We start from the raw sequence: 24133 nt of genomic DNA, 5'->3' as shown, positions 1-24133 counted from the left end.
CGTCTGTGCGGTTATCGTTCCGTGAATGCATGCCGTTCATCGTAGCCGTTGCTCGGCGAGGAGTCCAAGCGTGCTGCCAGGGTTGCCGTATGGACGCCAATGGCCGGCGGCGACATAATGCTTGCATCACTGTTATCACGAGGAGTGCGCGATGGTTCGTCTGGCGATCGCCGGTGTGGCTGGCAGGATGGGATCGAGGATTCTGGCCCTGGCCGCGGGCGACAAGACGTTTGACGTGGTCAGTGTTCTGGAGAAGACCGGGAACCCGAACGTCGGCCGTGACGCGGGCGAACTGGCGGGGCTAGGCGGGATCGGGCTGCCGGTGCAGGATCGATCCGAGACCGAGTTCGATGTGCTCATCGACTTCACCCTGCCGGCCGGCACGATGCATTGGCTGGACTACTGCCTGACCTGCAAGCGAGGCATCGTCATCGGCACCACCGGCCATGCTCCCGAGCAGCTCAAGGTCATCGAGAAGGCCGCGGCCACGATTCCGGTTCTCAAGGCGACCAACATGAGCGTTGGCGTGAACCTCATGTTTCAGCTGGTGGCCCAGATGGCCGCCGCGTTGGGCGACGACTACGACATCGAGATCGTCGAGGTCCACCACCGCTTCAAGGCTGATGCCCCCAGTGGCACGGCGGTTTCACTCCGCGACGCGATCGTGGAGGCCACCGGCCGGGACAGCGAGAAGGACGTCATCTACGGCCGTCGCGGGCAGACCGGCCAGCGTCCGCGGCGTCAGATTGGCATGCACGCCGTGCGGGTCGGCGATACGGTTGGGGAGCACGAGGTCTACTTTGGGACGCTGGGCGAGACGCTGGTTCTCAAGCACAGCGCCCACAGCCGGGACACTTTTGCCAAAGGGGCCCTCCGGGCGGCTTCGTGGCTGGCGGGCAGACCCGCCGGCCGGTACGACATGGCCGACGTGCTGGGCATGAAGAAGAGGTAGCCATGGCCCTGGCGTTCGCCAGTTTGACGCCCGCACATCTACCGCGACTGCAGGGTCTCTGCGAAGCCTGTTTTCCGGAGGACCCGTTCAACGAGGATCTGCTTTGCAGGCACATCTTTGGCGATCCGCGATTCGAGCCGGCGCTGGCCGTGGTTGTCGAGCGCGACGGGTGCCTGGCGGCCGTGGCGGTGAGTGTGATCCGCACGGTGCCCGAGGACGGGCGGCACGGCTGGCTGAAGCTGCTGGCGGTCGATCCCGGCTACCGTGGTCGGGGGCTGGCCAAAGCGATGATCGATGAGTTGGAGAATCGCTTTCGTGTCCGGCAAGCCGTCGAGTTGACGACTCTGGGTGCCCCTTACTACTTCTGGCCGGGCGTCGAGGTCCGCCGCACGCCGGCCTGCTGCCTGTTTGAGCGGCTTGGTTTCAAGGAGGAGCGGTACACCGTCAACATGACCGTCGATCTGGCGGGGCAGACGTTCGATACGGCTGCCGACGAGCGGCGGCTGGCACGGGAGGGTTTCGCCTTCCATCGCTCTGACGCCGCGAGTCTGCCGGCCGTCAACGCCTTCGTCGGCCGTCACTGGCGGCCGTGGTGTGATGAGACTGTCCTGACCTTGGCCAACGACCCGGTGTCCATGTTCCACGCCCTCCGCGACGGGGAGGTTGTGGCCTTCGCGGCCTACGATGCGGTCATGTTCCGCGGCACGTTTGGGCCGATGGGGACGGATCCCTCGCTCCGCGGCAAAGGTATCGGCGACGTGTTGTTGAAGAAGTGCTTTCGCGACATGAAGGACTTCAGCTATCCGCGTGCGGAGATTGCCTGGGTTGGTCCGGTGGGTTTCTACGCCAAGCGGATTGGGGCGGTGATTCACCGGGTGTTCCGGGTGTATGGGAAGGGGCTGGGATAGCAGCATTCAGATCGGCTTCACTCGTATCTCAGGGCTTCGACCGGGTCGAGTCGCGACGCCTTGTAGGCCGGGTAGAGGCCGCTGAAGACGCCTGTCAGGATGGCCATGATGAGGGCATAGACGATGACGCGTGGCGCGGTATAGGTTTCTATGACTCGGGTGACATTCTCGAGGGTGGTGGTCATCAGGTAGCCGACCAGGACGCCGAAGGCGCCGCCGAGCAGGCTGATGATGCCGGCCTCGATGAGGAACTGGCGGAGGATATCCCAGCGTTGGGCGCCAACGGCCATGCGTACGCCGATCTCGCGGGTGCGTTCGGTGACGGAGACCAGCATGATGTTCATGATACCGATGCCGCCCACGAAGAGGCTGATTCCCGCGATGCTGTAGAGTACGACGGAGAAGATCTTGGTGACATCGCTGATCTGTCTTCGGGCCTCTTCCTGGCTGAAGATCTGGAAGTCGTCCTTCTTGCCACCACGGATGTTGATGTTGTGTCGTCGGCGGAGCTCGCGTTTGATTTCGGCGGTGGCGTCGAGCACCTTGTCTGAAGCGATGGCCTGCACGGAGATGGCGTGCACGTACTTGCTGCCGAACAGGCGGTTCATAGCGGTGGTTACGGGGATCATGACCTGGGAGTCGACGTTACGAAAGCCGATGTTGCCTTTTTTTTCCATGATGCCGACGACTCGGAAAGGCACGGACATGATCTTGATGGGTCGGTTGATGGCCGGCGCGTTTCCGAAGAGCTCCTGGGCGATTTTGTGGCCGAGCACGGCGACCTTCTGTTCGCTGGCGACGTCCTCGCGGAGGAGGAAGCGGCCCTCGACCACGCGGTAGTTGAACATGTCGGCATAGGCCTGGCTGGTGCCCAGGATGGTTGCCTCCTTGTTTCGGCTGAGGTTCTTGACCTGGGCCATGCTGGAGATTTCGGCGGCGGCGGCGTTGATGCTGGGGCAACTGGACTTGTCGCCGAGGGCATCGGCGTCCTCGACGGTGAGGGTCTGGTATACGCCCATGGATCGGCCCTCGCTCCTGGCGGTGGCGGGGTAGACGGTAATGGTCTCGCTGCCCATGGACTCGAAGCGTTGGACGATATCGCGTTGCGAACCTTCGAGGATGGACATGGCGGAGATGACGGCCCCGACGCCGATGATGACACCCAAGGTGGCCAGCAACGAGCGGAGCAGGTTGGCTCGCAACCCGCGGATGGCCATCATGAAGATCTGGAGGAAGAACATCGGCCGGACCCTTTCGTTCACGCCTGGATGCGCAGGGCGAGCAGCTCCTTGCGGTAAGCGTCGTCCACTTTGCGGTCTTCAACGATTTTGCCGTCCATCATTCGCACCACGCGCTGGGCACGAGCGGCGATGGCCATCTCGTGGGTGACCAGGACGATGGTCACGGCCTGGCGGTGCAGTTCATGGAACAGCTCCAGGATCTGCTCGCCGGTATGGGAATCGAGGTTGCCGGTGGGTTCGTCGGCCAGGATGAGCGGCGGGTTGTTGACCAGGGCTCTGGCGATAGCGACCCGTTGGCGTTCGCCGCCGGAGAGTTCGTTGGGCCGGTGATGGGCGCGGTGGGCCAGGCCGACGCGTTCGAGGGCGGTGAGGGCCTTTGCCCGGGCCCCGCGTTGGCGGGCATAGATGAGCGGCACGGCCACGTTGTCCAGGGCGCTGGTGCGGTTGATGAGGTTGAACGTCTGGAAGACGAAGCCGATGCTGGTGTTTCGGATTCTGGCCAGTTTGCGGTCGCTGAGCCTGTCGACCTGCTGGTTATCGAGGTAGTAGTGGCCGCTGGTCGGGCGATCGAGGCAGCCGATGAGGTGCATCATGGTGCTTTTGCCGCTGCCGGAAGCGCCGGTGAGGCTGACGAACTCGCCCTTACCGATTTGGAGGTCGACGCCGGCCAGGGCATGGACATCGGAGTCGCCCATGCGGTAGTGCTTGGTGAGTTGTTCGATGCGGATCATGCTCAATCGCCGCTCTCGCCCTCGGCTTCCTTTTCCTTGCGTGTCTGTTGCGGCAGCACGGTGTACACTTTGACGCCGGGCTCGAGTCCCTCGATGACCTCGGCGTCGATTCCGTTGTCCATGCCGAAGCGGCACTTGCGGAACTCGGCTTTGGGTTTTCCGGTTGCGGGGTCGGTGACCTGGAGATACACGCCGAAGTGCTCGCCATTGGGGTCTTTCATGATGGCGTCATAGCTGACCAGCACGGCGTTTCGGACCGAGTTGACCTTGAAGTGGGCCTCGGCCTGGGTGTTGAGCAGGCCGATGAGTCTGTCGCGATTTGCGCTGGTGATCCGGATTCGGACCTTGAAGGTGGCGATAGCCTGGACGAGTTGAGACTGGGGAGCGATGCGTTCGATCACGCCGTAGAATTTCTCGTCGCGGAAGGTCTCGACGGTGACCTCGACCTTCTGGCCGAGTTCGATCGTGCCTTCGGGCAGTGTGGCCAAGGGGCCGTCCGGCCGGGAGGTCGATGGGTCGCCCGCCGGCGGAGGCGTCTGGGTGCTCATGGGGCCCGGTCGTGCGGAGGCGGGGGCCAGCTCGCGGACCTGGCCGATGTCGGCCTCGTCGACGTTGACCACGGCGTAGATTTCGTCGACGTCGGCGAGTTCCATGAGCACGGTGCCGCCGGTGAGCGACGTTTTGCCGCTCTGGACGACTTCGCCGATCTGGACATGGCGTGTGAGGACCATGCCGTCGATGGGTGACAGGACGGTGGTTTCCCGGAGGCGTTCTTCGGAATCCTCGAGGGCTTTTTTGGCGGTGTCCATGGCTTCCCTGGCGGCTCTGATCTCGAGCCTGGCGTTGTCGAGTCCGATCTTGGCCTGGTCGACTTCGGACTCAGCAGCGCGCACGGCCGCCTTCTGCACTTCCCAGCGGGCCTTGGCGTCGTCGTACTCACGAGGTGATGCGGCGTCGAAGCCTGCTCCCGCGCCGCTCAGCTGGCGGAGTTTCTCCTGGTTTTTGAACTCGTTCAGGGCCAGGGCCTCCTGGGCCTTGGCCTGGACCAGTTTAGCCTCGGCCAGGGGCACGCCGACCGCCTCGCGTTCGCGGGCTGCCAGTTCCGCCTTGTCGACGGCGATCTTGGCCCGGTTGTACTCTGACTGGGCACGGAAGACGTTGCGTTCTTCATCCTGGGGGTCGAGCTTCAGAATGACGTCGCCTTTTTTGACCATGGCGCCGTCCTTGAAAGGCGTCTCGATCACTTCGCCGCTGGCCTCGCCCTTGATTTGGACGACCTTGGCCGGCTCGATCTTGCCGCTGGCGGTGATGGGCACGACCAGGTCGCCGCGATGGCTTTCGGCCGTCTTTCCTTCGAGGAAGCCGATTGACACCCGGGCGTGCTGGAGGGCGTAGTAGCCAGCCACCAGTGCGGCGGCGACAACGATCGCAAAGATGAGCTTCTTCATGTGCTGGAGCTTTCAAAGGCCCGGGACGGTTCCGGGCTCGATGGTCATCCTGTTCCGGTCAGTTTTGCCGGGTGGCAGGTCATACCGAATGCCTCAGCCACGGCTGGGTGAGTCACTTCGCCGTCCTGGACGTTGATGCCGGCGGCGAGCTCTGGATCGGCGGCGGCCTTCCTGTAGGCGAGATCGGCCGGTCGCAGGGCATACGGCGGCGAAGCGTTGCCCGAGGCGGAGGTGCTGGTTCGGCCGACCGCTCCCGGCATGTTCGTGACGCAGTAATGCAGGACGTCCGGTTTGGGCTCCCGAGGGACGCCGATGATCACGACCCAGAACTCCTTTCCGCGTTGATTCGTACCTGGCGGGCGACGACAATGCCAACGCGCATGAAATCGGCCGTTACTATAGCCTGCACGCGGGAAAGCCACAACCGACGGCCGAATGGCGTCGACGCGTCCTGCCGGGTATTCGTTGGTCGCAACGCTCGTCTCCATCTGGCTTTGGCGGCACTGCTGACTGCCGGTTGTAGTTGGGGCTGCACGAGTGCCCCGTCGGGTCCGGAGCTGATACCCACCTGGGAACTGGTCCATGCTCCGCCGGTCGAGCACCTTTCGCTGGGACGGGCCCGGCTCAGTTACGACCGGCCCCTGCCAGCGCGGCTTGTTCAAGAACTGTCCCCGGAGTTCTCGCTGCTGACCATTCGTACGAGTCGCGATTGGGAGGAGGTTCGCCGGCGTTTGGATCTTCCGGCCGCGCCTCCCGCTGTCGACTTCTCCAAGGGCATCGTTGTTGGCATTGTGGCCCACGTAGGGGAGAGTGTGGATGCATCCTGGCCCATTCCTATCCGCCAGATCCGCGGTCGTGCGGGTCAGGGTTGCCTGGAGGCGTCTTTCGCAGCCGGGTTGTACTATCCGCTGCTGTGTCCCAGCTATGTGGAGCTCGCCTACGCCCCTGGGGTGCAGGTTATCACCCGCGTTCAGGTGAGCCACCGGAAGTTTGTCATTCCGCTGTCCGCGCGGACTAGGTGACGGATTAGCGTCGATCGGCTTGATTGCGTGCGGTTTTCGCCACATCCGTGTTGACGGGAGTCAACATGGATGTGTTTTTGTGACGATAGACGGATAGGATGTCTGTGGTCTGTTCTCAATGATGCACTGAGGCATCACGGGTGGGACATGGGCGACTCGTTGTCTTCTGACCGGTCAGTCAAGGACGTCCGGCTCTTGTCGGCGGACGTCTTTACGGACATCAGTCGTCGCGTGTTTCAGTCCTTATCGTTGGGGCTGGTGGTCTTCGATCCTCAGCTTCGGATTGTCTGGCACAATCCGGCGGCTGCGTTTCTGGTTGAAGGTCACGAGTCGATCAGTACGGCGTTGACGGACGGGACGGTGGATGCTTCGTATCAGGACTGGACTCGGGTTCTGCGTGAAGTGATTGACGCGGGGCGGCAGCGGCGGTTCGACCAGGTGGTATGCCACAGTCGGCGGAGTGGGGCGTCTGGCGAGATGCTCCTGAACCTGCAGTTTATTCCGCTGACTGAGGGTGGTGACGTGCCGATCACCGGCGGCACGCTGGTGATTGAGGATGTGACGGCGGCGGTGAGCATGGAGAAGCGGCTGGCGGTTTCGGAGCGGATGGCCGCCGTGGGCAAGCTGGCGGCTCGGGTGGCTCACGAGTTGAACAATCCCCTGGACGGGATCATGCGTTATCTGAATCTGGTGAAGCGGGCGGCGGCGACCGGTGCCGGGGACAAGCTGAACGACTACCTGGATCGAGCTCGAGGCGGTCTGATTCGGATGACGGACATTGTCCGGGACCTGGTGGAGTTTTCCCGAAGCGCGTATACCGCCTTCAATGATGCGGGCATCAACACCATTGTTGAGGAAGCGGTGAAGGTCATGTCGGACAAGGCGATCCAGAGCGGGGTGTCGATCGTCTGCCAGCTCGAGGAGGGTTTGCCAGCGATTCACGGCACGAGCCTCTTTCAGGTCTTCTGCAACATGATCAAGAACGCAGTGGACGCGATGCCGGAGGGTGGCACGCTCACCGTGGCGACCCGGACGGTCGATCGCCACGTGATCATCCGGTTCGAGGACACCGGGATCGGGCTGCCTGAAGAGATGGGCAGAATATTTGAGCCCTTTTTCACCACCAAGGAGCCCGGCAAGGGTACGGGCCTGGGGCTCGCGATCTGTAAGGACATCATCGAGAAATACAACGGTCGGATCGTTCCTGAAAGGCGGGAGGGGGCGGGGACGGTGTTCACCATCCAGATCCCCCTGGAGAGCTGTTCGCCGCAGCGTTCGTCGAGCCCGCTGGCGGTTCCGCCGGGCGGCGAGCAGGTCACGCTTGGCGGGGTGGGCGGCCAGAAGTCGGCGCCGCGTGACGCAGACCCGGGCCGATCCACGGGAAGGCAGGATGAATGAGCCAGGACAAGAAACGGATTCTGATTGTCGATGACGACAGGATCATCACCGAGTCGCTCTGCGAGCTGCTCGAGCTGGAGGGGTACGAGGCGGTCGGTGTTGCCGGCTTTGCCCAGGCGGTGACTGCCCTTGAGCGCCAGCGGTTCAACCTGGTGCTCAGCGACATCAACATGCCGGACGCCAACGGCTTCGAGCTGCTGCGGCTCATCAAGCAGCGTTTTCCGGACATTGTGGTGATCATGATCACCGGGTACGGTACGATCGAGAGTGCCGTCGAAGCGATCAAGATGGGGGCCTACGACTATCTGACCAAGCCCATCATTGACGAGGAGATTCAGCTCACGATCCAGCGGGCTCTACAGCAGCAGTCGTTGATCCGCGAGAACCAGACGTTGCGGGAGGCTCTGGATCTTCGTTACAGCCTGGATAACATTGTCGGCCACGACTACAAGATGCTTCGGATCTTTGACCTGATTGAGACGGTCGCCGAATCGCCGACCACGGTGCTGATCCAGGGCGAATCTGGAACGGGCAAGACGCTGATTGCCCGGGCGATCCATCATCGCAGTGATCGACGTGATCGTGCGTTCGTCGAGGTGAGCTGCGGGGCGTTGCCTGAATCGCTGCTGGAGAGCGAGCTGTTTGGTCACGTGAAGGGTTCGTTCACCGGTGCGGTGAGCGACAAGGAGGGCAAGTTCAAGGTCGCCGACGGCGGCACGATCTTTCTTGACGAGATTTCTTCGGCGACGCCGGCTCTGCAAGTCAAGTTGCTTCGCGTGTTGCAGGAGCGGCAGTTCGAGGCCGTTGGTTCGAACAAGACGCAGAAAGTCGACGTGCGGGTCATATTGGCCAGCAACGAAGACCTGGCCAAGGTAGTGCAGGCGGGCCGTTTTCGCCAGGACCTGTTTTACCGGGTCAACGTGGTCACCATCCAGTTGCCGCCGTTGCGGTCGAGGATGGCGGACATTCCGTTGCTGGCCGGGCATTTCCTGAAGCGGTATTGCGGGGAGCTTCGCAAGGACATCGCGGGTTTCACTGACAGCTGCCTGCAGCTTCTGCAGCGTTACCCGTGGCCGGGCAACGTCCGCGAGTTGGAGAACGTCGTGCAGCGGGCGGTGGTTTTGGGCAAGCGGCGACACGTAGAGGTGGATGATCTGCCGGAACACGTCGTCGAGCAGGCTGAGGTGCTATCCTCCGGAGGCGACATCTATCGCCCGCAGTCGCTCAAGAAAGCCCTGGAGGAGCCGGAGAAGCGGATCATCGAGCAGGCCCTGAAGGCCAACAACTGGAACCGGCAGGTTACCGCCCAGGTTCTGGAGATCAACCGGACCACGCTCTACAAGAAGATGAAGCGTTACGGACTGGAGTCCGAGCCGGCCCCGTGAGCCGTGGGCATTGGGTTACACCGGTCGGTTGGAGGGCAGTCATTCTGTCGATCCGGTGAGGGGATGGAAGTCCGCCTTGGGTGTCGGATAGAGATAGGCTCTCACTTGGGGGTGGCCGAGCTGATGGCCGAGCGGACCGCCTCGAGTAGCTCGTTGACCTTGAAGGGCTTGTAGAGGACGGCGGCCAGGCCCTCGGGGGTGGCCCGGATGATCGAATGGCTTGGGTCGTAGCCGAAGCCGGTCATGAACATGACCGGGCAGTGGGGCTTGTTTTCCTTGACCAGCCTGAAAATCTCGTAGCCACTCGCGTTCGGCATGCGGATGTCGCTGATCACCAGGTCGTAGAACCGCTGGTTGATCATGGCCATCGCCTCTTTGCCCTCGGCGGCCAGCTCGACGTCGCAGCCACTGCGGGCGAGCACGTCGCGGACCGTAGTGCGGATGATTTCCTCGTCGTCGATGACCAGGATGGTCTTGCCGGCCAGGACTGGGTCCTTCTCCGGCGGGGTGCCTTTGGCCTCGAGGATGCTTTGGACCGGCTTGGTCACCTGCTTGATGCATTCGCGGATGCGGGCCACGTTGTCGATGATGCCCTGCAGGCGATGGCGGAGGTCATCGTGTCCGATGTAGTCTTCGGTCAGGGTGGTCGCATCCGCGAGAATATCGCCGAGCGGGCCGGCGATCTCGGCTGACACGTTGTCGGCCAGCCGGCCGGTGGTTGCGAAGCGCTCGACGACGAGCAGGTCGAGGATGTGCAGGGCGATAGCGATGTATCGGGCGAAGATCTCGGTGAACTGGCGGTCTTCCTCGCTGAAGGCGGCCACCCGGTCGCTCTCGATGTTGAAGACCCCGATGACCTTGTCGTGCAGCTTGAGCGGCACGGTGAGTGATGAGTGGGCGTTGTTGATGCCCGGGAGATAGCGGGCGTCCTGGCCGACGTCGGGGCAGATGTAGCTGCGGCCGGTCGAGGCCACGTAGCCGCTGATGCCGCTGCCTTCCGGGGACACGTAGAGGTCGACGGTCTGGGCTTCGGTGGGCAGTCCGGCGCTGAGTGCGAGTTCGAGGCGGTTGTTGCGTTTGTCCACCAGGCGAATCGCGAAGTTGTCGAAATGCAGGAGTTCTCGGGTGTAGCGGATGATCTTTCGCTCCAGCAACTGGAGTCGGTCGCCGGCGTTCATTCCTGCGAGTTGCTCGGCGTCCACCTGGACGATTTCGCGTCCGGCGTTGTCGATCGCGTCCATTTTCTTCTGTAGCCGGCGTGGGCGGGTCACATCGGAAATGGACACCACCAGGCGGGTGAGGCCGTGCTGATCGAGAATGGGGGTAATCCTGGCTTCGAAGTACTGTTCGCCGTCGGTGATGAGGCTGAGCGAGCGGGAGCGGCCGAGGATGGAGCGGCCCTCCTGGCGGCTGTAACCGTCGCGGCAGTGGCGTTGGATGCGATCGCGAACCTCCCAGGGCAGTTCTCGGACGCGGGCGTTTGACCAGAGGGTGTGTCCCTGGATATCCAGCAGGCACACGCCTTGGCCGATGGTATCCAGCACGCTGCTCAGCTGGAAGCCGAGGCCATTCTGTTCGGCGGCCAGGATTTCGCCGGCCGGGGACACGAAGAGGCTCTTGGTGTCCCTCTGGAGGGCGATGAGCGCGGCTTCCATGGTGGGTTCGGTTCGCACCTGCCCGATTTGAGCCAGGATCTCGCGCAGTTCGGGGATCTCGGCCGCCGCCGATTCCAGCAACAAGAACTTCTTGCAGGACGTACCAATGTCACCCATGCGGGCTCCCATCCGCCGATCTGGAAGCCACCTTCCTGACCGGCAACCCTTCCCTATTGTTAGGTTTCCGGTTGGTCCATTCCACCGGAAGGGGTGAAAACCCCCTGGTCTGCGGATTCTCGGTCTTCGCCGGCCGCCGGGGTGCCGGCTGGCGGCGGGTACGAGACCGGGTGGGCCGATTACCCCTGTCTTGTTGGAGGACCATGGTCATTGGGTGCTTTCACGGTCTGCGGCGTACCGGGTGGGCGCCTCTGCCTGAGAGTTGATCAACGGGGCGAGCCATTCGGCCACGAAGCTCCGGCCGGCCCATCCGAAATGGGTTCCGGTGTTGCCGCTTTCTGCCATCTTGGGGGTGTACCTCTGCTGATGGAGGCGCTCGCCATACAACTGTCGGTCTTCTCGGCTCAGGCCCCACGGGATCGAGAACCCAACCGCTCCGGCGGCCTGGGTCATGCGCCCGTCGATTGTCCCGGCGACGCTGGTTCCGAGTTTCAGGAAGCCAACGTCGTAGGGTGAATAGAAGTTCCAGATTCCCTCGTGCGTTTTCTTGAGAGCCCGGCGAAGGTCGTAGTCCGGTGAGATCGCCGGGGCCAGCAGCACGGCACTGGTGATCTCATGCTTAGGCGGCAGGGCTTCCAGGACATAGACGGCCACGCCGCCGCCGCCCGAGTGTCCGATGACGTGCACGGGTCGACCGGGGTACTTGTTCTGGTAGGCGACGATGTTAGCGGCCACCCTCCGAGCCTCGCTGAGGTTATGGGACTGGGCCCGCAGGTTGACGACACCCGCGAGGAAGGTCGGAGCTAAGTTCCAGTCGTGGATGGTAATTGCCGCGGGTACGCCACCTTCAGCCAAGCCTTTGGCGATGCTGGAGTTGAGTGGGCTTCTGCCTTCGATGCCCGGAAGGATGATGATGAGGCCCTTGTCCATGCGTGTCGGGGTGCGGAGTTCGGAGAGTCCGCATCCGCTGGTGAAAAGGGTAGCCAGCACGGCCGCGGTCCCGAGCATGAGCTCGTGGGTGACGCGGGCGGGCGGCCGGCGGGCAGGCTTCTGGTCCTGAGCTGGCTCAGCGGGGGGCTGCTTCGAATACCGGGGCATGGTCTCTATCCTTGTCGGCGGCCGGGCACGCGGTGAAACGGCCTCGAAACGCGTTATGATACCTCGGATCAGCGGCGGCGGCAACCTGGTTGACACGCGGGTGGGCGTTGCTAGACTGCGACGCATGGTCGCCCCATGGAGTCAACGTGTTACCCTCGAGCGCGGCGACATTACTCGGAAAGCCACTGATGCCATTGTCAACGCGGCCAATACCTCCCTGCTTGGTGGTGGAGGCGTCGATGGCGCGATTCACCGGGCGGCGGGTCCGGACCTTCTGGCCGAATGCCGCACCTTGGGCGGATGTCCCACTGGTTCCGCCAAGCTGACCCATGGCCATCGACTGCCTGCCAGGTATATCATCCACGCCGTTGGCCCGGTCTATCGAGACGGCCGTTCTGGCGAGCCGGAGCTGCTGGCCGGCTGCTATCGAACCGCGTTTCGGCTGGCCGCCGAGCACGGTATTCGGTCGATTGCTTTTCCGGCCATCAGCTGCGGCGTGTACGGCTATCCTCTGGTCGAGGCCGCACGTATCGCCATCGGCGAAACGTCCGAAAATCTGCAGAAAAATGACCTCCCTGAGCGAGTGGTGTTTGTGCTGTTTGATGCGGCCGCCTACGCGGCTTACCTTCGTATTTACAACGAGTTAGCTTCGGATCATCCTATTCGGAACGAGGCCGATCGTCAAACCTGAAAGGGGCGCCCGAACGTGAAACTGACCTGGCATCGCCGTTCGCTCCGGCTTCGGCATCCGTTCAACATCGCTCGCCGGGAGCAAGAGGACAAAGTCGACAAGGAGATCCTCCTCATCCAGATCGAGCATGACGGGCTGGTTGGCTGGGGTGAAGCGGCACCGACGTCCTACTACCACCAGAGTCTGGAGTCAGCCGAGGCTGCTCTGGCTCGGATCGCGGGCATGCTGGGCCAGGATCCTCTGGCGTTCGATGCGGTGCTGGATCCGCTTTGGGTGCAGTTTGGGGATGAGACCGCCACCATCGCAGCGATCGACGGGGCGATGCACGATCTAGCGGGCAAGCTGTTGGGCGTGCCTTTGTGGAGGTTTCTGGGCCTGGACCGTGCCCGGATGCCCCTGACCTCGTTCACGATTGGCATTGACAATCTGGAGGTCATTCGGCTGAAGACGCGCGAAGCGGCGGAGTATCCGATTCTCAAGGTCAAGGTTGGCACGCCGCAGGACGACGACATTCTGTCGGTGATTCGAGAAGAGGCTCCGAACAAGGTTGTCCGAGTCGACGCCAATTGCGGGTGGAACTCGGCCAACGTCCTAGAACGGTGCCGGACGTTGTCGAAGAAACACTGCATTGAGTTTATCGAGCAGCCGACAGCGGCGGGAGTGCATGATGCTCTGCCCGGGGTTCGAGCGGCCGGTCTCTGTCCGATCGTGGCCGACGAGAGTTGTGTCGGTGTGCAGGGCGTGCTCGCGTGTGCCGGTGTTTTTGACGGGATCAACATCAAGCTGAGCAAGTGCGGCGGCATACGTCGAGCGATCCAGATGATTCACACCGCGCGTTCGGCGGGCCTGAAGATCATGCTTGGTTGCATGATTGAATCTTCAGTGGGGATTGCCGCTGCTGCTCACCTTGGGCCATTGGTCGACTGGGTCGATCTGGATGGGCACCTTTTGCTGGCCAATGATCCGTTCGAGGGCATCGGCGGGCGAGGCGGGCGGCTGACGCTCAATGATCGTCCGGGTCTAGGGCTGGTGGAACGATAGGAGGAAGGCTCACGGCCGACGAGGTCGGGCGTTCGAGCGCAGGGTTCTACAGATTGTTCTTGTACCATTCGATGGCTCGGCGAAGGCCCTGCTCGAAGGCAACCACGGGCCTGTAGCCGAGGATCTTTTCCGCCAGAGTGATGTCTGCCAGCGAGTGTTTGACATCTCCCGGCCGGGTGTCGACGTAGTCCGGCTTGATGCTGTGGCCGAGGAGGCTGTTGATCTGGGCGATGATCTGGTTCACCGTGACGCGTTCGCCACAGGCGACGTTGACGACCTGACCTTCGGTTTTGGCTGCGTGGGCGGCCAGCAGATTGGCGTGGACCACATTGTCGATGTAGGTGAAATCTCGGCTCTGTTCGCCGTCGCCATAGATCGTTGGCGGCTGGTTCTTAAGGATGGCGGAGACGAATGCCGGAATGGCGGCGGCGTACTGGCTCTTAGGATCCTGTCTAGGTCCGAAGACGTTGAAGTAGCGGAGCGAGATGGTTTCGAGGCCGTAGCAGCAGTAGAAGGTTCGCAGGTAGTGCTCGCCCACGAGCTTGTTGACGGCGTAGGGGCTCAGCGGTGATGGGCAGGCGGACTCGCGTTTGGGGAGATCGGGCAGATCGCCGTAGGCGCTGCTGCTGGCGGCGTAGATGACGCGCCGGCACTTGGCGTCGCGAGCGGCCATGAGCAGGTTGAAGGTTCCGTCGATGTTGGCCTCGTGCGAGGTCCGCGGATCGGTGACGGATTTGGGGACCGAGGGTACTGCCGCCTCGTGGAAGATGACATCGATGCCCTTGCAGGCGGTGGCACAGTCATCGGGTTTGCGGATGTCGCCTTGGATGACCTCGATCCTGGCGGAGAAGGGCGCGAGGTTCTGGCGTTTGCCCGACGAGAAATTGTCCAGCACGCGCACGGTCTCGCCATCCTTGACCAGTCGCTCGACCAGATGGGAACCGATGAATCCTGCTCCACCCGTCACGAGATACGTTGCCATTCAGCCTTCTCCACAAACCTGACATGCCCGAGGATGGTGTCTGGGCTCATTCATGTTCAGCACGGCTCCGGTTCAACCGGATATTGTGGCGTCCTGCCGGCAAGAACCGCTATCACATCATCGACCACATCGTTCATCGCCGCGAGTCCTTCCCGGCTCCGTGCCCCCACGTGGGGTGTCAGCAGGCAATTGGGGGCGGACAGGAGTGGGTGGTCGGGCGGAGGCGGCTCGGGGTCGAAGACATCGATAGCCGCTCCGCCGAGGCGGTTTTCCGTCAAGGCGGAAGCCAAATCGGCGGCGTTGACGACTGGTCCTCGGGAGGTGTTGATGAGATAGGCGCCGGGCTTGAAATGGTGGAGGGCTGCGGCGTTGACCATGTTTCTCGTCTTGGTCGTCAGGGGCACGTGGAAGGTGACGACGTCGCAGGCGGCATAGACCTCCTCAGCGCTGTTGGCTCGTGTGGTCGCAAATGGGAGGTAGCCGATCTCGCGGATGTCGTAGTACATCACGCGCATGCCCATCCCGTTACGCATCCGGTATCCCACCGCCCGGCCGATTCTGCCCATACCGATGATGCCCAGTGTCTGGTGTTGGAGTTCTGTGGTTGGTGCCGGACCGGCTCGCAGGGAAGCGAACTCGCCCTGGCGCATGCGGGCGTCGAAGGTGGCGATGTGCCGCTGGACGGCCACGATGAGTCCGACCACCAGTTCGGTTACGGCGCAGGTTGAAGCCGCGGGGGTGTTGACGACCTGGATGCCTGCCTGGAGAGCTGCGGCGACGTCGATGTTATCCACGCCGACACCGGCTCGTCCGATGACTTTGAGTCGCCCGGTCTGTCGAGCTGCGGTGATGACATTGGCGTTGACCAGGGCGTAGGTACGGACGACCAAGGCGTCCGCCTCTCGCACCGTGTTGATCAGTGTAGCCTCGTCGTGGTTGCGGAGGCGGATGACCTCTCCGGCGGCCTGGAGCCGGGCCATGGCGGATTCGTTGACCTTTTCAGCGACGACAATACGGGCTCTTGGACTGCTGTTCATGGCTTGAATTATCTGGCGATTTGCGGCGGTGTACAAGCGTTGGCAACCGTGCGAGGCTTCTGGCGCAAAGCAGCGGGCCCAGCGCTGATGCGCCGGGCCCGCTGAATCAGGAGGCCGATTGAGAGTCGTTTACGGGCAGGGATTTGCCATGATCGTGCCCACGTTGTTGCGCACGAGGGTCATGTCCTGGGTGTTGAACGTGCCGCTGATATTCAGGTCGGCCCTGCAGTTAGTGGTGGTGATCTCCATACCGACGTTGTTGCGGAGGAGGGTCATGTCCATGGTATTGACTTTGCCGTCTCCGTTGATGTCTCCGAACAGGACTCTGACGCACTTGGTTTCGGTGACGGCGTTTCCGCAGGCGTCCTGAATGCCCGGGAACGCGATGATGAACCGGTCCGCGTTGGTGACGCCGGCCAGATCGACGGTCAATGCATCGCCGTTGATAGCCACGTTGCCGACTGTTCCGCTGGTGACGCTGACGCTCTCCGGACCCGCCGTTCCGCCGGCTGCCTGGATGGGTTCGCTGAAGGTGACGATGAGCTTGGTGAGGCCGCCGGTACGTCCCTCGACCACATTCCCTGCGGTGAGATCAACGTCGAAGTCTCCCTTGGTGCCATGGGTCTTGCGGGACAATGTGGAGACGATGGCGGGGGCGACGGTATCCTCGGCGCACGGATCGGCTTCGCTGAGGGTGAAGGTGATCGTATCTTCGACGGCTTCGTTGGCCGCCACGGCGAAGGCCTGGACCTGGGGTCCGCTGGTTGGGGCGGTCATGAGATCGACGTCGCCGCGGAGGACGTTGGTGCCGGTTCCGGGCACCAGACGCAGGACGTAGGTGCCCAGTGCCAGGGTCGAGGTGTCGATCTGGCCTTCGATCACTGGAACGATGTCCAGGCCGAAGGTGCCGCTACCCACGGGGACGGGTGTTCCGGCGGGGATGCCGATTCCTGGGGTGGTCGTGGTGCCCAAGCCGCATCCACGGCACCACTGGGCATAGCCTGCTCCGGTCCCGAGGATCTTACCTGCGGCAGCGGGGACGGTGGGCCACATGCACACTTCCATGAATGGTCCGTAGTACACGCCGGAGGATGCCGCCTCGGTCACGCGTGCATAGCCGGTCCAGGTGGGGACTCGCTTGTAGCTGAGGGCGAACGCGGAGCCGGCGCAGAAGCCGCCGCCGCCCTTGCAGGTGGTGCAGGGTACCGCGCCGCCGTCGTGAATGCTGCTGTAGAAATCAGCCGTGGTTACCAGGGGGCCATCGGCGGTCCCTTCGTGCAGTTCGATACTGACCACGAAGTTGGCGACGCCCCAGGTAGGCTTGCCATCCGAGGCATGGCCGGTCTGGCTGTGGAGACCCGTGACGGCGATCGATGCGGCCCAGTTCAGCACGCCCTTACTGAAGGTCAGGCCATCTGCAGGGCTGCCGGGGGTGTACATGGGACGTTGAAGAGCGATGACGTCCGCGGCATGGTTGTCGCCCCCGAGCTGCAGTTCGTAGCTCACCACGCTAGCGGCGAAGGCCGGCGCGGCAGCCAGCATCAGCACCACACTGAACAACCTTGCCATTCCCATTGTGAACCTCCCGATTGAAAGACCCCTGAGTTTACTTCTTACCACTCTGGGTCGTTACGGCACCCCACGACCCACGACTCCCAAGGCAGCCGATGCGTTGTAGAAACACATGCGAAGCGCCCAAGCGTGTCCGAGAGGCTTGGGTTCTTCTGTCCTGGGGAGCGTTCCGCGACACGGTGCTTTCCGTCCCCGCCAAGGACACACGATGGCTACACTTAATTCTACCGAGCCAGGCCCTGATTGCAAGCGGCTTCTGCACAATTCACCCCTGGGCTGTAGTCAGCTGTAACTTAATACTTGAAATGTGGTTACGTCTACCCAGGGAGGGTCGATCAAGGCTCGGTCTGAATGGCCTTGGGCGAAGCGGGGCAGTAAAACTGACATGTGCCGCAGCCCACACAAGCCCCGGCTCGGATCTCGATGCGTCCCCGTTGGTTCAAGGAGATGGCTGAGGGTCCGATCGGGCAGCGGTCGGCGCAGGCGGTGCAAGTTTCGCCGGTCGAACGGAGGCAGGCTTCCTCCTTCCAGCTGGCCGTGCCGAGGCGGATGTGGCCTGGGGACGGGGTGGTCTTCAAGGCCCCGCTGGGGCAGGCCTTGATGCAGGCCAGTTCGTCACAGAAGACGCAGGCGGCGAGATCGGGGTCGATGTAGGGTGTTCCGGTGCAATCCGGCTCGGCGGCGGTGATGGTCCGAATAGCCTTGGCCGGACAGACGTCGACGCAGTTGCCGCATCGGTAGCAGGTTTTCAGGAAAGCCGCTTCCGGCAAGGCGCCAGGAGGGCGGAGGACGGACCGCACGATGGGAAGCTGGACGTCCAGCCGGTCCGTCACGTAGGCGGCCAGCGGTTCGATGAGTCTCTGCAGGCCGAGCCGGAAGACGGATCGGCGACCACAGGGCGGCGTTTTCGGATCGTCGGCCATGAAGAGCCACCCCAGGTTTACCTGACAGACACCTGTCGCTCCAGCTGTTCGATCCTGCTGGCGAGCAACGCGATTTGCCGGTGGAACCGCTCGAATGCGTCACGGACAGGTGCGGGAAGCTCGGCGCAGGCCTGGCAGTGGAAGCGCGTGGCCAAGTTGCCCCGCCCGGGATACCGGTAGGGCTGTCGGCAAGACCGACAGGTACGTTCCTGCATTTCGTCCTTGGGGTTTGCCATGCTGGTATGGTAGGAGAGAGGCCGGGTGACTGCAATGCTGGCGGGCATGAAGGGAGCAGGACCTAGCCATGGGCGGCCGGGCTGGCTCTGGATCGCCGAGCGTTCCGTCAGAATGGCACCGAAAGCTGGGTTATTCGGCGCACTCGTTGGGTCAAATGGCGCAGCCTGGTTGGGTGATTCGGCGTGCGTGTGGTCGGGTTGGGCTACCTGGGTCGCCTTCGGGAAAGGGGTGGGCTTGGCTGCGGGCCCACTGGGGGCCACGGCGATCGATTTGGGGGATGTTGGCCGCATTCTGATCAGGCGGCTGCTGGCCGATCGCAGTCCGGCACGCAAGTTGCCATGTGAAGGTCAGTGTCTTGTGGGCGGATGAAGGTCTGTCAACACGATACCGTCACAGGCCGCAATGGTCTGTACCGGGCCAACAACAAGCAAGCCCTTCCGCTGCAATCCCCCTCTCCGGCCCGAACAAGGAAGGGTGTTGTTGGCCTCATGTAAGCGATCCACCCCGTTGTCTTCGGCGAGTCAGGCTCGCGGGTGACACCGGGGTGGTTTTTTTGTTGTCTAGTCTGCCCATCGTATCGGTCGTAGAATGAATGAGAGCAGGCGTAGGGTCTGATCGGGCCGGCATGCCTATGGCATTCCCGGCCGTGGCCGTGCCAACGAGGAGAGACTCATGGATGCGAAGCCGTCGTTGGGTATCTGCATCATGCGGTCGCTCGACAGCGAGGCGTGGACGGTCACGCTCTGTCATGCGCCGGATCGTCGCGAGGAGATTGGGCGGTTTGCCACGCGCGAGGAAGCGGCCGAGTTTGCCCTTGCCGAGCGTGATCGACGTCGCGACCTGGCCAACCTCGAGCCTTGCATTGAGGTACCGGACGATTGCCCGTGCAGCCGCAGCCGGTAGCGGCTGGTGGCCTGAGGTGGTGTTGGGTTCGGTGCTTATCCCGTGCTCACTCGGTGGTGGACTCCGAAGCGAGCGGCCGATCGTTTGGCGGTGGGCCGCGCGATCGCGTCATGTGCCGCGCTGCTGGCCAAACACCCAGAGCCGATCGCGCTCATTCTGCAGCGCCTGTTAGCTGGTCCGCAACACCGAGAAGGGCAGGGCTCGATGCATCGAGTCGGATCGGATCGTGGGTGAGCGAGCTCGGGAGGCGATGAAGCCGCGGTACGATCAGTGCCATAGCTGCGGGTTTGTCGATGCCAGCGCCCCGATCGTCGTGGGCGGCAAGCAGATTGCCAACTGGCTCATCGGCCAGGTCAACGCAGCGGGGGTGGACGCGGGGAGCATGGCGGTTTTCGCCTGCGAGATTGGTGTCCCTCCGCCGGAGCTGGTACGGGCGTTTCATCAGGTTCCGAGCATGCCGATGGATCGCTTTGCCGAGATTCTGGATCTCTTGTGGCTGTTGGCCGGGGAGATCTCCTCGCTGGCCTACAAGAACCTGCTGTTGGCTCGCGAGCTGGTGGCTCGGGAGCGGACGGAGGTCGAGCTCCAGAAGGCCAAGAACGCCGCCGAGGCGGGGGAGTTGTCCGTGCGGGACGATGAGACTCGGCCGTCCTCCCGCGCATTGGCCGGGCACAGGATCTTGCTGGCGGAGGACGGTCCCGACAGCCAGCGACTGATCGGCCACATGCTCAAAAAGGCCGGGGCCGAGGTGAGCATTGTCGGGAACGGCAAGCTGGCCGTGGATGCAGCGCTCGCCGCCTGGCGGGCGGGCGGACCTTTTGACCTGATCCTGATGGACATACAGATGCCGGAGATGGAAGGTTATGAAGCGACCGGGCTGTTGCGCAAGCAGGGCTATTCCGGTCGGATCATTGCCCTGACCGCTCACGCGATGACGGGCGACCGCGGCAAATGTCTGGCGGCGGGATGTGATGACTATCTCACCAAACCGATCACCCGAGACAGACTGATTGCGTCCGTCATTCTGCATGTATCGCGAGTCTTGGAAGGCTCTGCCAGGTAGACGTGGCCGCGTCGGCCTGACATCCGGCGGGTCTACATAGACCCCAGGAGGGCGAGGGTCTGGAGCAGCAGGCTGATCAGGCCGAGGATCGCGCCCACCAAGCCGCCGGTCGACGTGGTGTGCTTGCTTCGAACCAGTGCGGTCCACCCAAGCCCAAGAGCGATCAAGCCACACACCAGGCCTATGCCTGGGCACAGGGAGGCAAGTAATGCGATGACGCCGCTCATCGCGGCCAGGCTGCCGATCTCGGTGCTTGCGGTTGGGACGCTGTAATTGGCGGCTTCCATGGTGAAAGGCAAGCCGCACCCCGGGCAGCTATCGGAATGCACGGGAGAGTGTCGCTCGCAGCGCGGGCATTCGATCTCGAGGTGATCATCTTCGCAGCGGACGATGCGTGGCGCCTTGGTGCCCGCTGCGGCGTAGGCATGTACCGGGGCGGGCAGCTCGCCGTCGTCGCCCGGGTCGGCATGCTGAATAGCCAGGCCGGTTCGTGGATCCACCTGCGGCACGGTGAAGACGGCATCGCAACTCGGGCACCGGCCATCCCGGTTCGACTGGCTGGAGTGTCCCTCCAGCACCGATCCGCAGCGCAGGCAGCGGAAGTGGAAACGCCTGTCGACCGCGTTCGTCTCCGTATCGCTCATTGTCTGCTTCCGGGCCACGGATCGCGAGTATTATCGCAGGCATCTGGGGGCTCTTCATTCCCCTCGGTATGATACGCAGGTGGTGCCGGCCTTCAAGCGACGGTGTTCGCAGGTTTGTGTTTTGGCGTGTTGACGTTCGTGGGGCTTGTTAGGGGCTTGCTCTACTGGCGCGGGTGGAACTTCTGGTGGATGGCTTTGAGCCGGGAGGAGTCCACGTGGGTGTAGATTTGGGTGGTGGCGATATCGGCGTGGCCGAGTATTTCCTGCACGACGCGGAGGTCGGCTCCGCCGGCGAGCATGTGGGTAGCGAAGGAGTGTCGCAGGGTATGTGGCGACAGCTTGCCGGGCACGCCCATGCGGCGAGCGTACTTGGCCACCATGCGCCAGCAGTTGGTCCGATCGAGGGGCTTGCCGGTGCGTGAGAGGAAGACGCGGTCCGTTGGCCTTCCGTCGGCCAGTTGGGGGCGAAGATCGCGCAGGTACTCGGTGAGGGCCTTGATGGCGTGGCTGCCGATGGGCACGACTCGTTCCTTGTTGCCCTTGCCCAAGCAGCGGAGGTATCCGATCTCCAGTTGAACGTCGCCGAGGCTCAGGCCGACCAGTTCGCTGACTCGCAGTCCGGTGGCGTAGAACAGCTCGAGGATGGCTCGGTCGCGTGAGGCGAGGGAGTCGCCGTCGTCGGGCAAGGTCAGCAGAGCATCGACCTGCTTTTCATTGAGGACCTGGGGCAGGTAGTTCCACTTTTTGGGTGTTTCGATGAAGGCGGCGATGTCGCGGGCGAGGTGACCGGTGGCATAGCAGAACCGGCAGAAGAGCTTGACGGCCACGAGGCGTCGAGCGATCGAACTGACGGCCAAGTTATCTTCCTCACGGAGGGATATGAGGAACGTCTGGACGTCGCGTGGCGAGATGTGTCGAAGCCTGAGGCCGGCTTGCTCGCAGAAGGCGGCCAGGGATTGCAGATCGCGGCGATAGGCGGCCAGGGTGTTCTCGGCGAGTCCCGCCTCGGACCAGAGCCGGGAGAGGAACTGCTCGATCAAGGTGTGTATGGCGGGCTCTTCCGCCGCTGTTTTGGACGGCTCGATGGGCGGGGGCTCCGCCAGGCCGCAACTCGATTCAGGCCGAGCAGGCGACGAGAAGCTGGGTGTCACGTCGGAGCTCGGCCAGTCTGATCTGGTGGTAGACTCTACAGGCTTCATGGTTTCCCGCGCAGAGGCGAAAAGCCTCTTTGAGGTTAGTCATGGTCAGCAGGTTGGCGCAGCGCGCATCGCGCCGGTCAACGAACGGGCACAAGAAACCCGGTTTGATCACTGGACTGTCGTCCTCGCTCAAAGCGCCGGGGGGACGTTTGGACAACGTCCGCCTATCGGAGTATCGGGAGAATGGCTCGAAATGCTTGAACCGAACTGGCTTGAGTCTGGGTGTCCGGTTTTGGCCCCGGTTGTCAGGAGGCCGGGCGGCGCCTGGGCCGATGGGAGGCGCTGGTTTCCGCGGTGGGCAGGATTGGCCGTGATCTCACTCCTGCGGCACGTTGTTCGGGTGCGGTGGGGCGATGTGGGCGAACAGGTCCGCTGGCCAGCGGTCCCCATGGCGTCAAAGCCGAGAGACGCAACGTCGAAACCCGTGTCAAGGGGACGTATAATGTTCTCCGCGTTGTATGGTGTCTTCCTTTCTCCAATGGGAGCTTACCATGCGTCGATCCAAGCCTTCTCGTCGTCAGTTTCTGCGGGGCACGGTTGCCGCAACCGCGGGGCTCGCAGCGGCTTCGCTTGTCTCGCCAAGAGTTCGAGCGGCCTCATCCTCGGGCAAGATCGTGATGGGGATGATGGGTACCGGCGGGCGTGGGGTCTGGCTGCTGCAGCAGGAACTCATCAAACGCGAGGGGATCGAGATCGCCTACCTGTGCGATGTGGACGAGGGCCGGCTCAAGAGTGCGGCCGATCTGGTTGAGAAAGCGAGGGGCAGACGCCCCAAGACAGTCAGCGACTTCCGTCGCATCCTCGATGACAAGGACGTGAACGTGGTCTTCAACGTGACGCCGGATCACTGGCACGCTCTGGGGACGATCCTGGCCTGCCAGGCGGGTAAGGACGTGTACGTGGAGAAGCCCGCTTCGCACAATCCTTGGGAGGGCCGCAAGATGGTTGAGGCCGCTCGCAAGTACCACCGAGTGGTTCAGCACGGCACCCAGACGCGAAGTGGCGACTATGCGGCCGCCGCGGTTGAGTACCTGCGATCCGGCAAGCTCGGCGACGTCCACCTCGTGCGGGTGCTGAACATGAAGCTGTGGCCGCCGATCGGCCGCAAGGCGGACGGGCCGGTGCCGGCCGGCGTGGACTATGATGCCTGGCTTGGCCCGGCACCCATGCGGGCGTTCAACGCGAACCGGTTTCACTACTCATGGCACTGGTTCTGGGACTACTCGGGCGGCGACATCATCAACGACGGCATTCACCAGATCGACTTTGCCCGCTGGCTGATCGGCAAGGACTACCCGAAGTCGGTCTGGGCCACCGGTTCGCGGGTGTACGACCATGACGGCGAGGCTCCGGATACGCAGGTGGTGACCTGGGATTACGGCGGGCTGACCATGGTGTTCGAGCTGACCCTGCGCGTGCCATACATGAAGAAGATGCCCTGGGAACTCCGCGACGGCGACACCTATCCCCACTGGCCGTTCGATGGCATGCGGGTGGAGGTGCACGGCACGAAGGGGCTCATGTTCGCCGAGCGGCACGGCGGCGGCTGGCAGGTTTACGACGATAGCGAGAAGGTGATCGCCCAGCAGAACGGGCACCACCCGCACGTGGCCCACCTGGACAACTTTTTCAGGTGCGTCGAGACTCGCGAGCGCCCCAACGCGGATATCGAGGAGGGCCACCGTTCGACTTTGCTCAGTCAGATGGGCAACATCTCGTACCGAGTTGGGGGGCGCCAACTGCGGTTCGATGCCAAGACGGAGACGTTCATGGAGGATGCCGAGGCCAACGCTCTGTTGAAGCGGGCCGGCCGCGATGAGTGGATTGTGCCGGAGGCGGTGTGAGAGCGAGTGTGGCGCCGGCGTCTCGCCGGTGATGACGGCGTG

Annotated in this window: 21 protein-coding genes; 9 read left to right on the top strand and 12 right to left on the bottom strand. The window is 63.1% G+C overall.

The annotated features are described in order from the left end of the window. The first annotated feature begins 151 nt into the window (after positions 1–151). Together KA354_10380 and KA354_10375 are read left to right on the top strand one after the other, a co-directional pair. Entirely contained in the window at positions 152–952 is an 801-nt protein-coding gene (locus KA354_10380; protein MBP7935040.1) for a 4-hydroxy-tetrahydrodipicolinate reductase, read from the top strand. A gap of 2 nt (positions 953–954) precedes the next feature. Next, positions 955–1860, top strand: a complete 906-nt coding sequence (locus KA354_10375) for a GNAT family N-acetyltransferase (protein MBP7935039.1) — start codon at positions 955–957, stop codon at positions 1858–1860. Between the two features lie 17 nt (positions 1861–1877). Here the strand turns inward: KA354_10375 and KA354_10370 are convergent, their stop codons facing one another. The 4 genes from KA354_10370 to KA354_10355 are packed head-to-tail and all read right to left on the bottom strand — an operon-like array spanning position 1878 to position 6347. Further along, positions 1878–3101, bottom strand: a complete 1224-nt coding sequence (locus KA354_10370; GenBank protein MBP7935038.1) for an ABC transporter permease — start codon at positions 3099–3101, stop codon at positions 1878–1880. Positions 3102–3118: 17 nt separating this feature from the next. Continuing rightward, complete coding sequence (locus tag KA354_10365; GenBank protein ID MBP7935037.1) at positions 3119–3832, bottom strand: ABC transporter ATP-binding protein; 714 nt, start codon at positions 3830–3832, stop codon at positions 3119–3121. A 2-nt stretch (positions 3833–3834) separates the two neighbouring features. Next, positions 3835–5280, bottom strand: a complete 1446-nt coding sequence (locus tag KA354_10360) for an efflux RND transporter periplasmic adaptor subunit (protein MBP7935036.1) — start codon at positions 5278–5280, stop codon at positions 3835–3837. 44 nt (positions 5281–5324) lie between these two features. Continuing rightward, the gene (locus KA354_10355) at positions 5325–6347 is read right to left on the bottom strand and encodes a hypothetical protein (GenBank protein MBP7935035.1); all 1023 of its coding nucleotides are present in this window, start codon (positions 6345–6347) and stop codon (positions 5325–5327) included. A gap of 102 nt (positions 6348–6449) precedes the next feature. On the opposite strand from KA354_10355, the gene KA354_10350 reads away from it, so the two are divergent. Then, positions 6450–7700 (top strand): GHKL domain-containing protein, encoded by a 1251-nt coding sequence (locus tag KA354_10350; protein MBP7935034.1) that lies wholly within the window; start codon positions 6450–6452, stop codon positions 7698–7700. Next, positions 7697–9085, top strand: a complete 1389-nt coding sequence (locus KA354_10345; GenBank protein ID MBP7935033.1) for a sigma-54-dependent Fis family transcriptional regulator — start codon at positions 7697–7699, stop codon at positions 9083–9085. The genes KA354_10350 and KA354_10345 overlap by 4 nt, the downstream gene beginning before the upstream one ends. Before the next feature lie 101 nt (positions 9086–9186). Here KA354_10345 and KA354_10340 read toward each other — a convergent pair whose 3' ends face one another. Then, entirely contained in the window at positions 9187–10857 is a 1671-nt protein-coding gene (locus KA354_10340; GenBank protein MBP7935032.1) for a response regulator, read from the bottom strand. 207 nt (positions 10858–11064) lie between these two features. After that, entirely contained in the window at positions 11065–11955 is an 891-nt protein-coding gene (locus KA354_10335; protein MBP7935031.1) for an alpha/beta fold hydrolase, read from the bottom strand. A 124-nt stretch (positions 11956–12079) separates the two neighbouring features. Here KA354_10335 and KA354_10330 point away from each other — a divergent pair, with 124 nt between their 5' ends. Then, positions 12080–12646, top strand: a complete 567-nt coding sequence (locus KA354_10330) for an O-acetyl-ADP-ribose deacetylase (GenBank protein MBP7935030.1) — start codon at positions 12080–12082, stop codon at positions 12644–12646. Between the two features lie 15 nt (positions 12647–12661). Beyond that, positions 12662–13687 carry a dipeptide epimerase gene (locus KA354_10325; protein ID MBP7935029.1) on the top strand — a complete coding sequence of 342 codons (1026 nt, stop codon included), beginning with the start codon at positions 12662–12664 and terminating at the stop codon, positions 13685–13687. Positions 13688–13733: 46 nt separating this feature from the next. Here KA354_10325 and KA354_10320 read toward each other — a convergent pair whose 3' ends face one another. From KA354_10320 to KA354_10305, 4 genes are all read right to left on the bottom strand, one after another. Continuing rightward, complete coding sequence (locus tag KA354_10320; protein ID MBP7935028.1) at positions 13734–14669, bottom strand: SDR family oxidoreductase; 936 nt, start codon at positions 14667–14669, stop codon at positions 13734–13736. Between the two features lie 56 nt (positions 14670–14725). Continuing rightward, the gene (locus KA354_10315; protein MBP7935027.1) at positions 14726–15706 is read right to left on the bottom strand and encodes a hypothetical protein; all 981 of its coding nucleotides are present in this window, start codon (positions 15704–15706) and stop codon (positions 14726–14728) included. A 129-nt stretch (positions 15707–15835) separates the two neighbouring features. Next, complete coding sequence (locus tag KA354_10310) at positions 15836–17275, bottom strand: hypothetical protein (protein MBP7935026.1); 1440 nt, start codon at positions 17273–17275, stop codon at positions 15836–15838. A 338-nt stretch (positions 17276–17613) separates the two neighbouring features. Continuing rightward, complete coding sequence (locus KA354_10305) at positions 17614–18201, bottom strand: 4Fe-4S dicluster domain-containing protein (GenBank protein ID MBP7935025.1); 588 nt, start codon at positions 18199–18201, stop codon at positions 17614–17616. 909 nt (positions 18202–19110) lie between these two features. On the opposite strand from KA354_10305, the gene KA354_10300 reads away from it, so the two are divergent. Together KA354_10300 and KA354_10295 are read left to right on the top strand one after the other, a co-directional pair. Beyond that, the gene (locus KA354_10300) at positions 19111–19341 is read left to right on the top strand and encodes a hypothetical protein (protein MBP7935024.1); all 231 of its coding nucleotides are present in this window, start codon (positions 19111–19113) and stop codon (positions 19339–19341) included. A 226-nt stretch (positions 19342–19567) separates the two neighbouring features. After that, the gene (locus tag KA354_10295; protein ID MBP7935023.1) at positions 19568–20404 is read left to right on the top strand and encodes a response regulator; all 837 of its coding nucleotides are present in this window, start codon (positions 19568–19570) and stop codon (positions 20402–20404) included. Between the two features lie 32 nt (positions 20405–20436). Here KA354_10295 and KA354_10290 read toward each other — a convergent pair whose 3' ends face one another. After that, on the bottom strand, positions 20437–21048 hold the full coding sequence (locus KA354_10290) for a DUF4190 domain-containing protein (GenBank protein ID MBP7935022.1): 612 nt from the start codon (positions 21046–21048) through the stop codon (positions 20437–20439). A gap of 161 nt (positions 21049–21209) precedes the next feature. Further along, positions 21210–22247: a site-specific tyrosine recombinase XerD gene (xerD, locus tag KA354_10285; protein ID MBP7935021.1), complete on the bottom strand. Its 1038-nt coding sequence runs from the start codon at positions 22245–22247 to the stop codon at positions 21210–21212. Between the two features lie 491 nt (positions 22248–22738). Between xerD and KA354_10280 the strand changes: the two genes are divergently transcribed. Further along, positions 22739–24091, top strand: coding sequence for a Gfo/Idh/MocA family oxidoreductase (locus KA354_10280; GenBank protein ID MBP7935020.1), 1353 nt, complete (start codon positions 22739–22741; stop codon positions 24089–24091). Positions 24092–24133 lie beyond the last annotated feature (42 nt).

It is taken from the genome of Phycisphaerae bacterium (assembly GCA_018003015.1).
In the GTDB taxonomy this organism is placed as follows: domain Bacteria; phylum Planctomycetota; class Phycisphaerae; order UBA1845; family PWPN01; genus JAGNEZ01.
Note: the sequence above shows the minus strand (reverse complement) of the source record. Positions and strands in the feature narration are given on the sequence as shown.

Bases quoted from the DNA above. Each gene is read 5' to 3' on its own strand.
- KA354_10375 (MBP7935039.1), top strand. From the start codon at position 955: ATGGCCCTGGCGTTCGCCAGTTTGACGCCCGCACATCTACCGCGACTG.
- KA354_10300 (MBP7935024.1), top strand. From the start codon at position 19,111: ATGGATGCGAAGCCGTCGTTGGGTATCTGCATCATGCGGTCGCTCGAC.
- KA354_10315 (MBP7935027.1), bottom strand. From the start codon at position 15,706: ATGAACAGCAGTCCAAGAGCCCGTATTGTCGTCGCTGAAAAGGTCAAC.
- KA354_10365 (MBP7935037.1), bottom strand. From the start codon at position 3,832: ATGATCCGCATCGAACAACTCACCAAGCACTACCGCATGGGCGACTCC.
- xerD (MBP7935021.1), bottom strand. From the start codon at position 22,247: ATGAAGCCTGTAGAGTCTACCACCAGATCAGACTGGCCGAGCTCCGAC.
- KA354_10350 (MBP7935034.1), top strand. From the start codon at position 6,450: ATGGGCGACTCGTTGTCTTCTGACCGGTCAGTCAAGGACGTCCGGCTC.
- KA354_10320 (MBP7935028.1), bottom strand. From the start codon at position 14,669: ATGGCAACGTATCTCGTGACGGGTGGAGCAGGATTCATCGGTTCCCAT.
- KA354_10280 (MBP7935020.1), top strand. From the start codon at position 22,739: ATGCGTCGATCCAAGCCTTCTCGTCGTCAGTTTCTGCGGGGCACGGTT.
- KA354_10355 (MBP7935035.1), bottom strand. From the start codon at position 6,347: ATGTGGCGAAAACCGCACGCAATCAAGCCGATCGACGCTAATCCGTCA.
- KA354_10305 (MBP7935025.1), bottom strand. From the start codon at position 18,201: ATGGCCGACGATCCGAAAACGCCGCCCTGTGGTCGCCGATCCGTCTTC.
- KA354_10360 (MBP7935036.1), bottom strand. From the start codon at position 5,280: ATGAAGAAGCTCATCTTTGCGATCGTTGTCGCCGCCGCACTGGTGGCT.
- KA354_10335 (MBP7935031.1), bottom strand. From the start codon at position 11,955: ATGCCCCGGTATTCGAAGCAGCCCCCCGCTGAGCCAGCTCAGGACCAG.
- KA354_10370 (MBP7935038.1), bottom strand. From the start codon at position 3,101: ATGTTCTTCCTCCAGATCTTCATGATGGCCATCCGCGGGTTGCGAGCC.
- KA354_10290 (MBP7935022.1), bottom strand. From the start codon at position 21,048: ATGAGCGATACGGAGACGAACGCGGTCGACAGGCGTTTCCACTTCCGC.
- KA354_10330 (MBP7935030.1), top strand. From the start codon at position 12,080: ATGGTCGCCCCATGGAGTCAACGTGTTACCCTCGAGCGCGGCGACATT.
- KA354_10340 (MBP7935032.1), bottom strand. From the start codon at position 10,857: ATGGGTGACATTGGTACGTCCTGCAAGAAGTTCTTGTTGCTGGAATCG.
- KA354_10345 (MBP7935033.1), top strand. From the start codon at position 7,697: ATGAGCCAGGACAAGAAACGGATTCTGATTGTCGATGACGACAGGATC.
- KA354_10380 (MBP7935040.1), top strand. From the start codon at position 152: ATGGTTCGTCTGGCGATCGCCGGTGTGGCTGGCAGGATGGGATCGAGG.
- KA354_10310 (MBP7935026.1), bottom strand. From the start codon at position 17,275: ATGGCAAGGTTGTTCAGTGTGGTGCTGATGCTGGCTGCCGCGCCGGCC.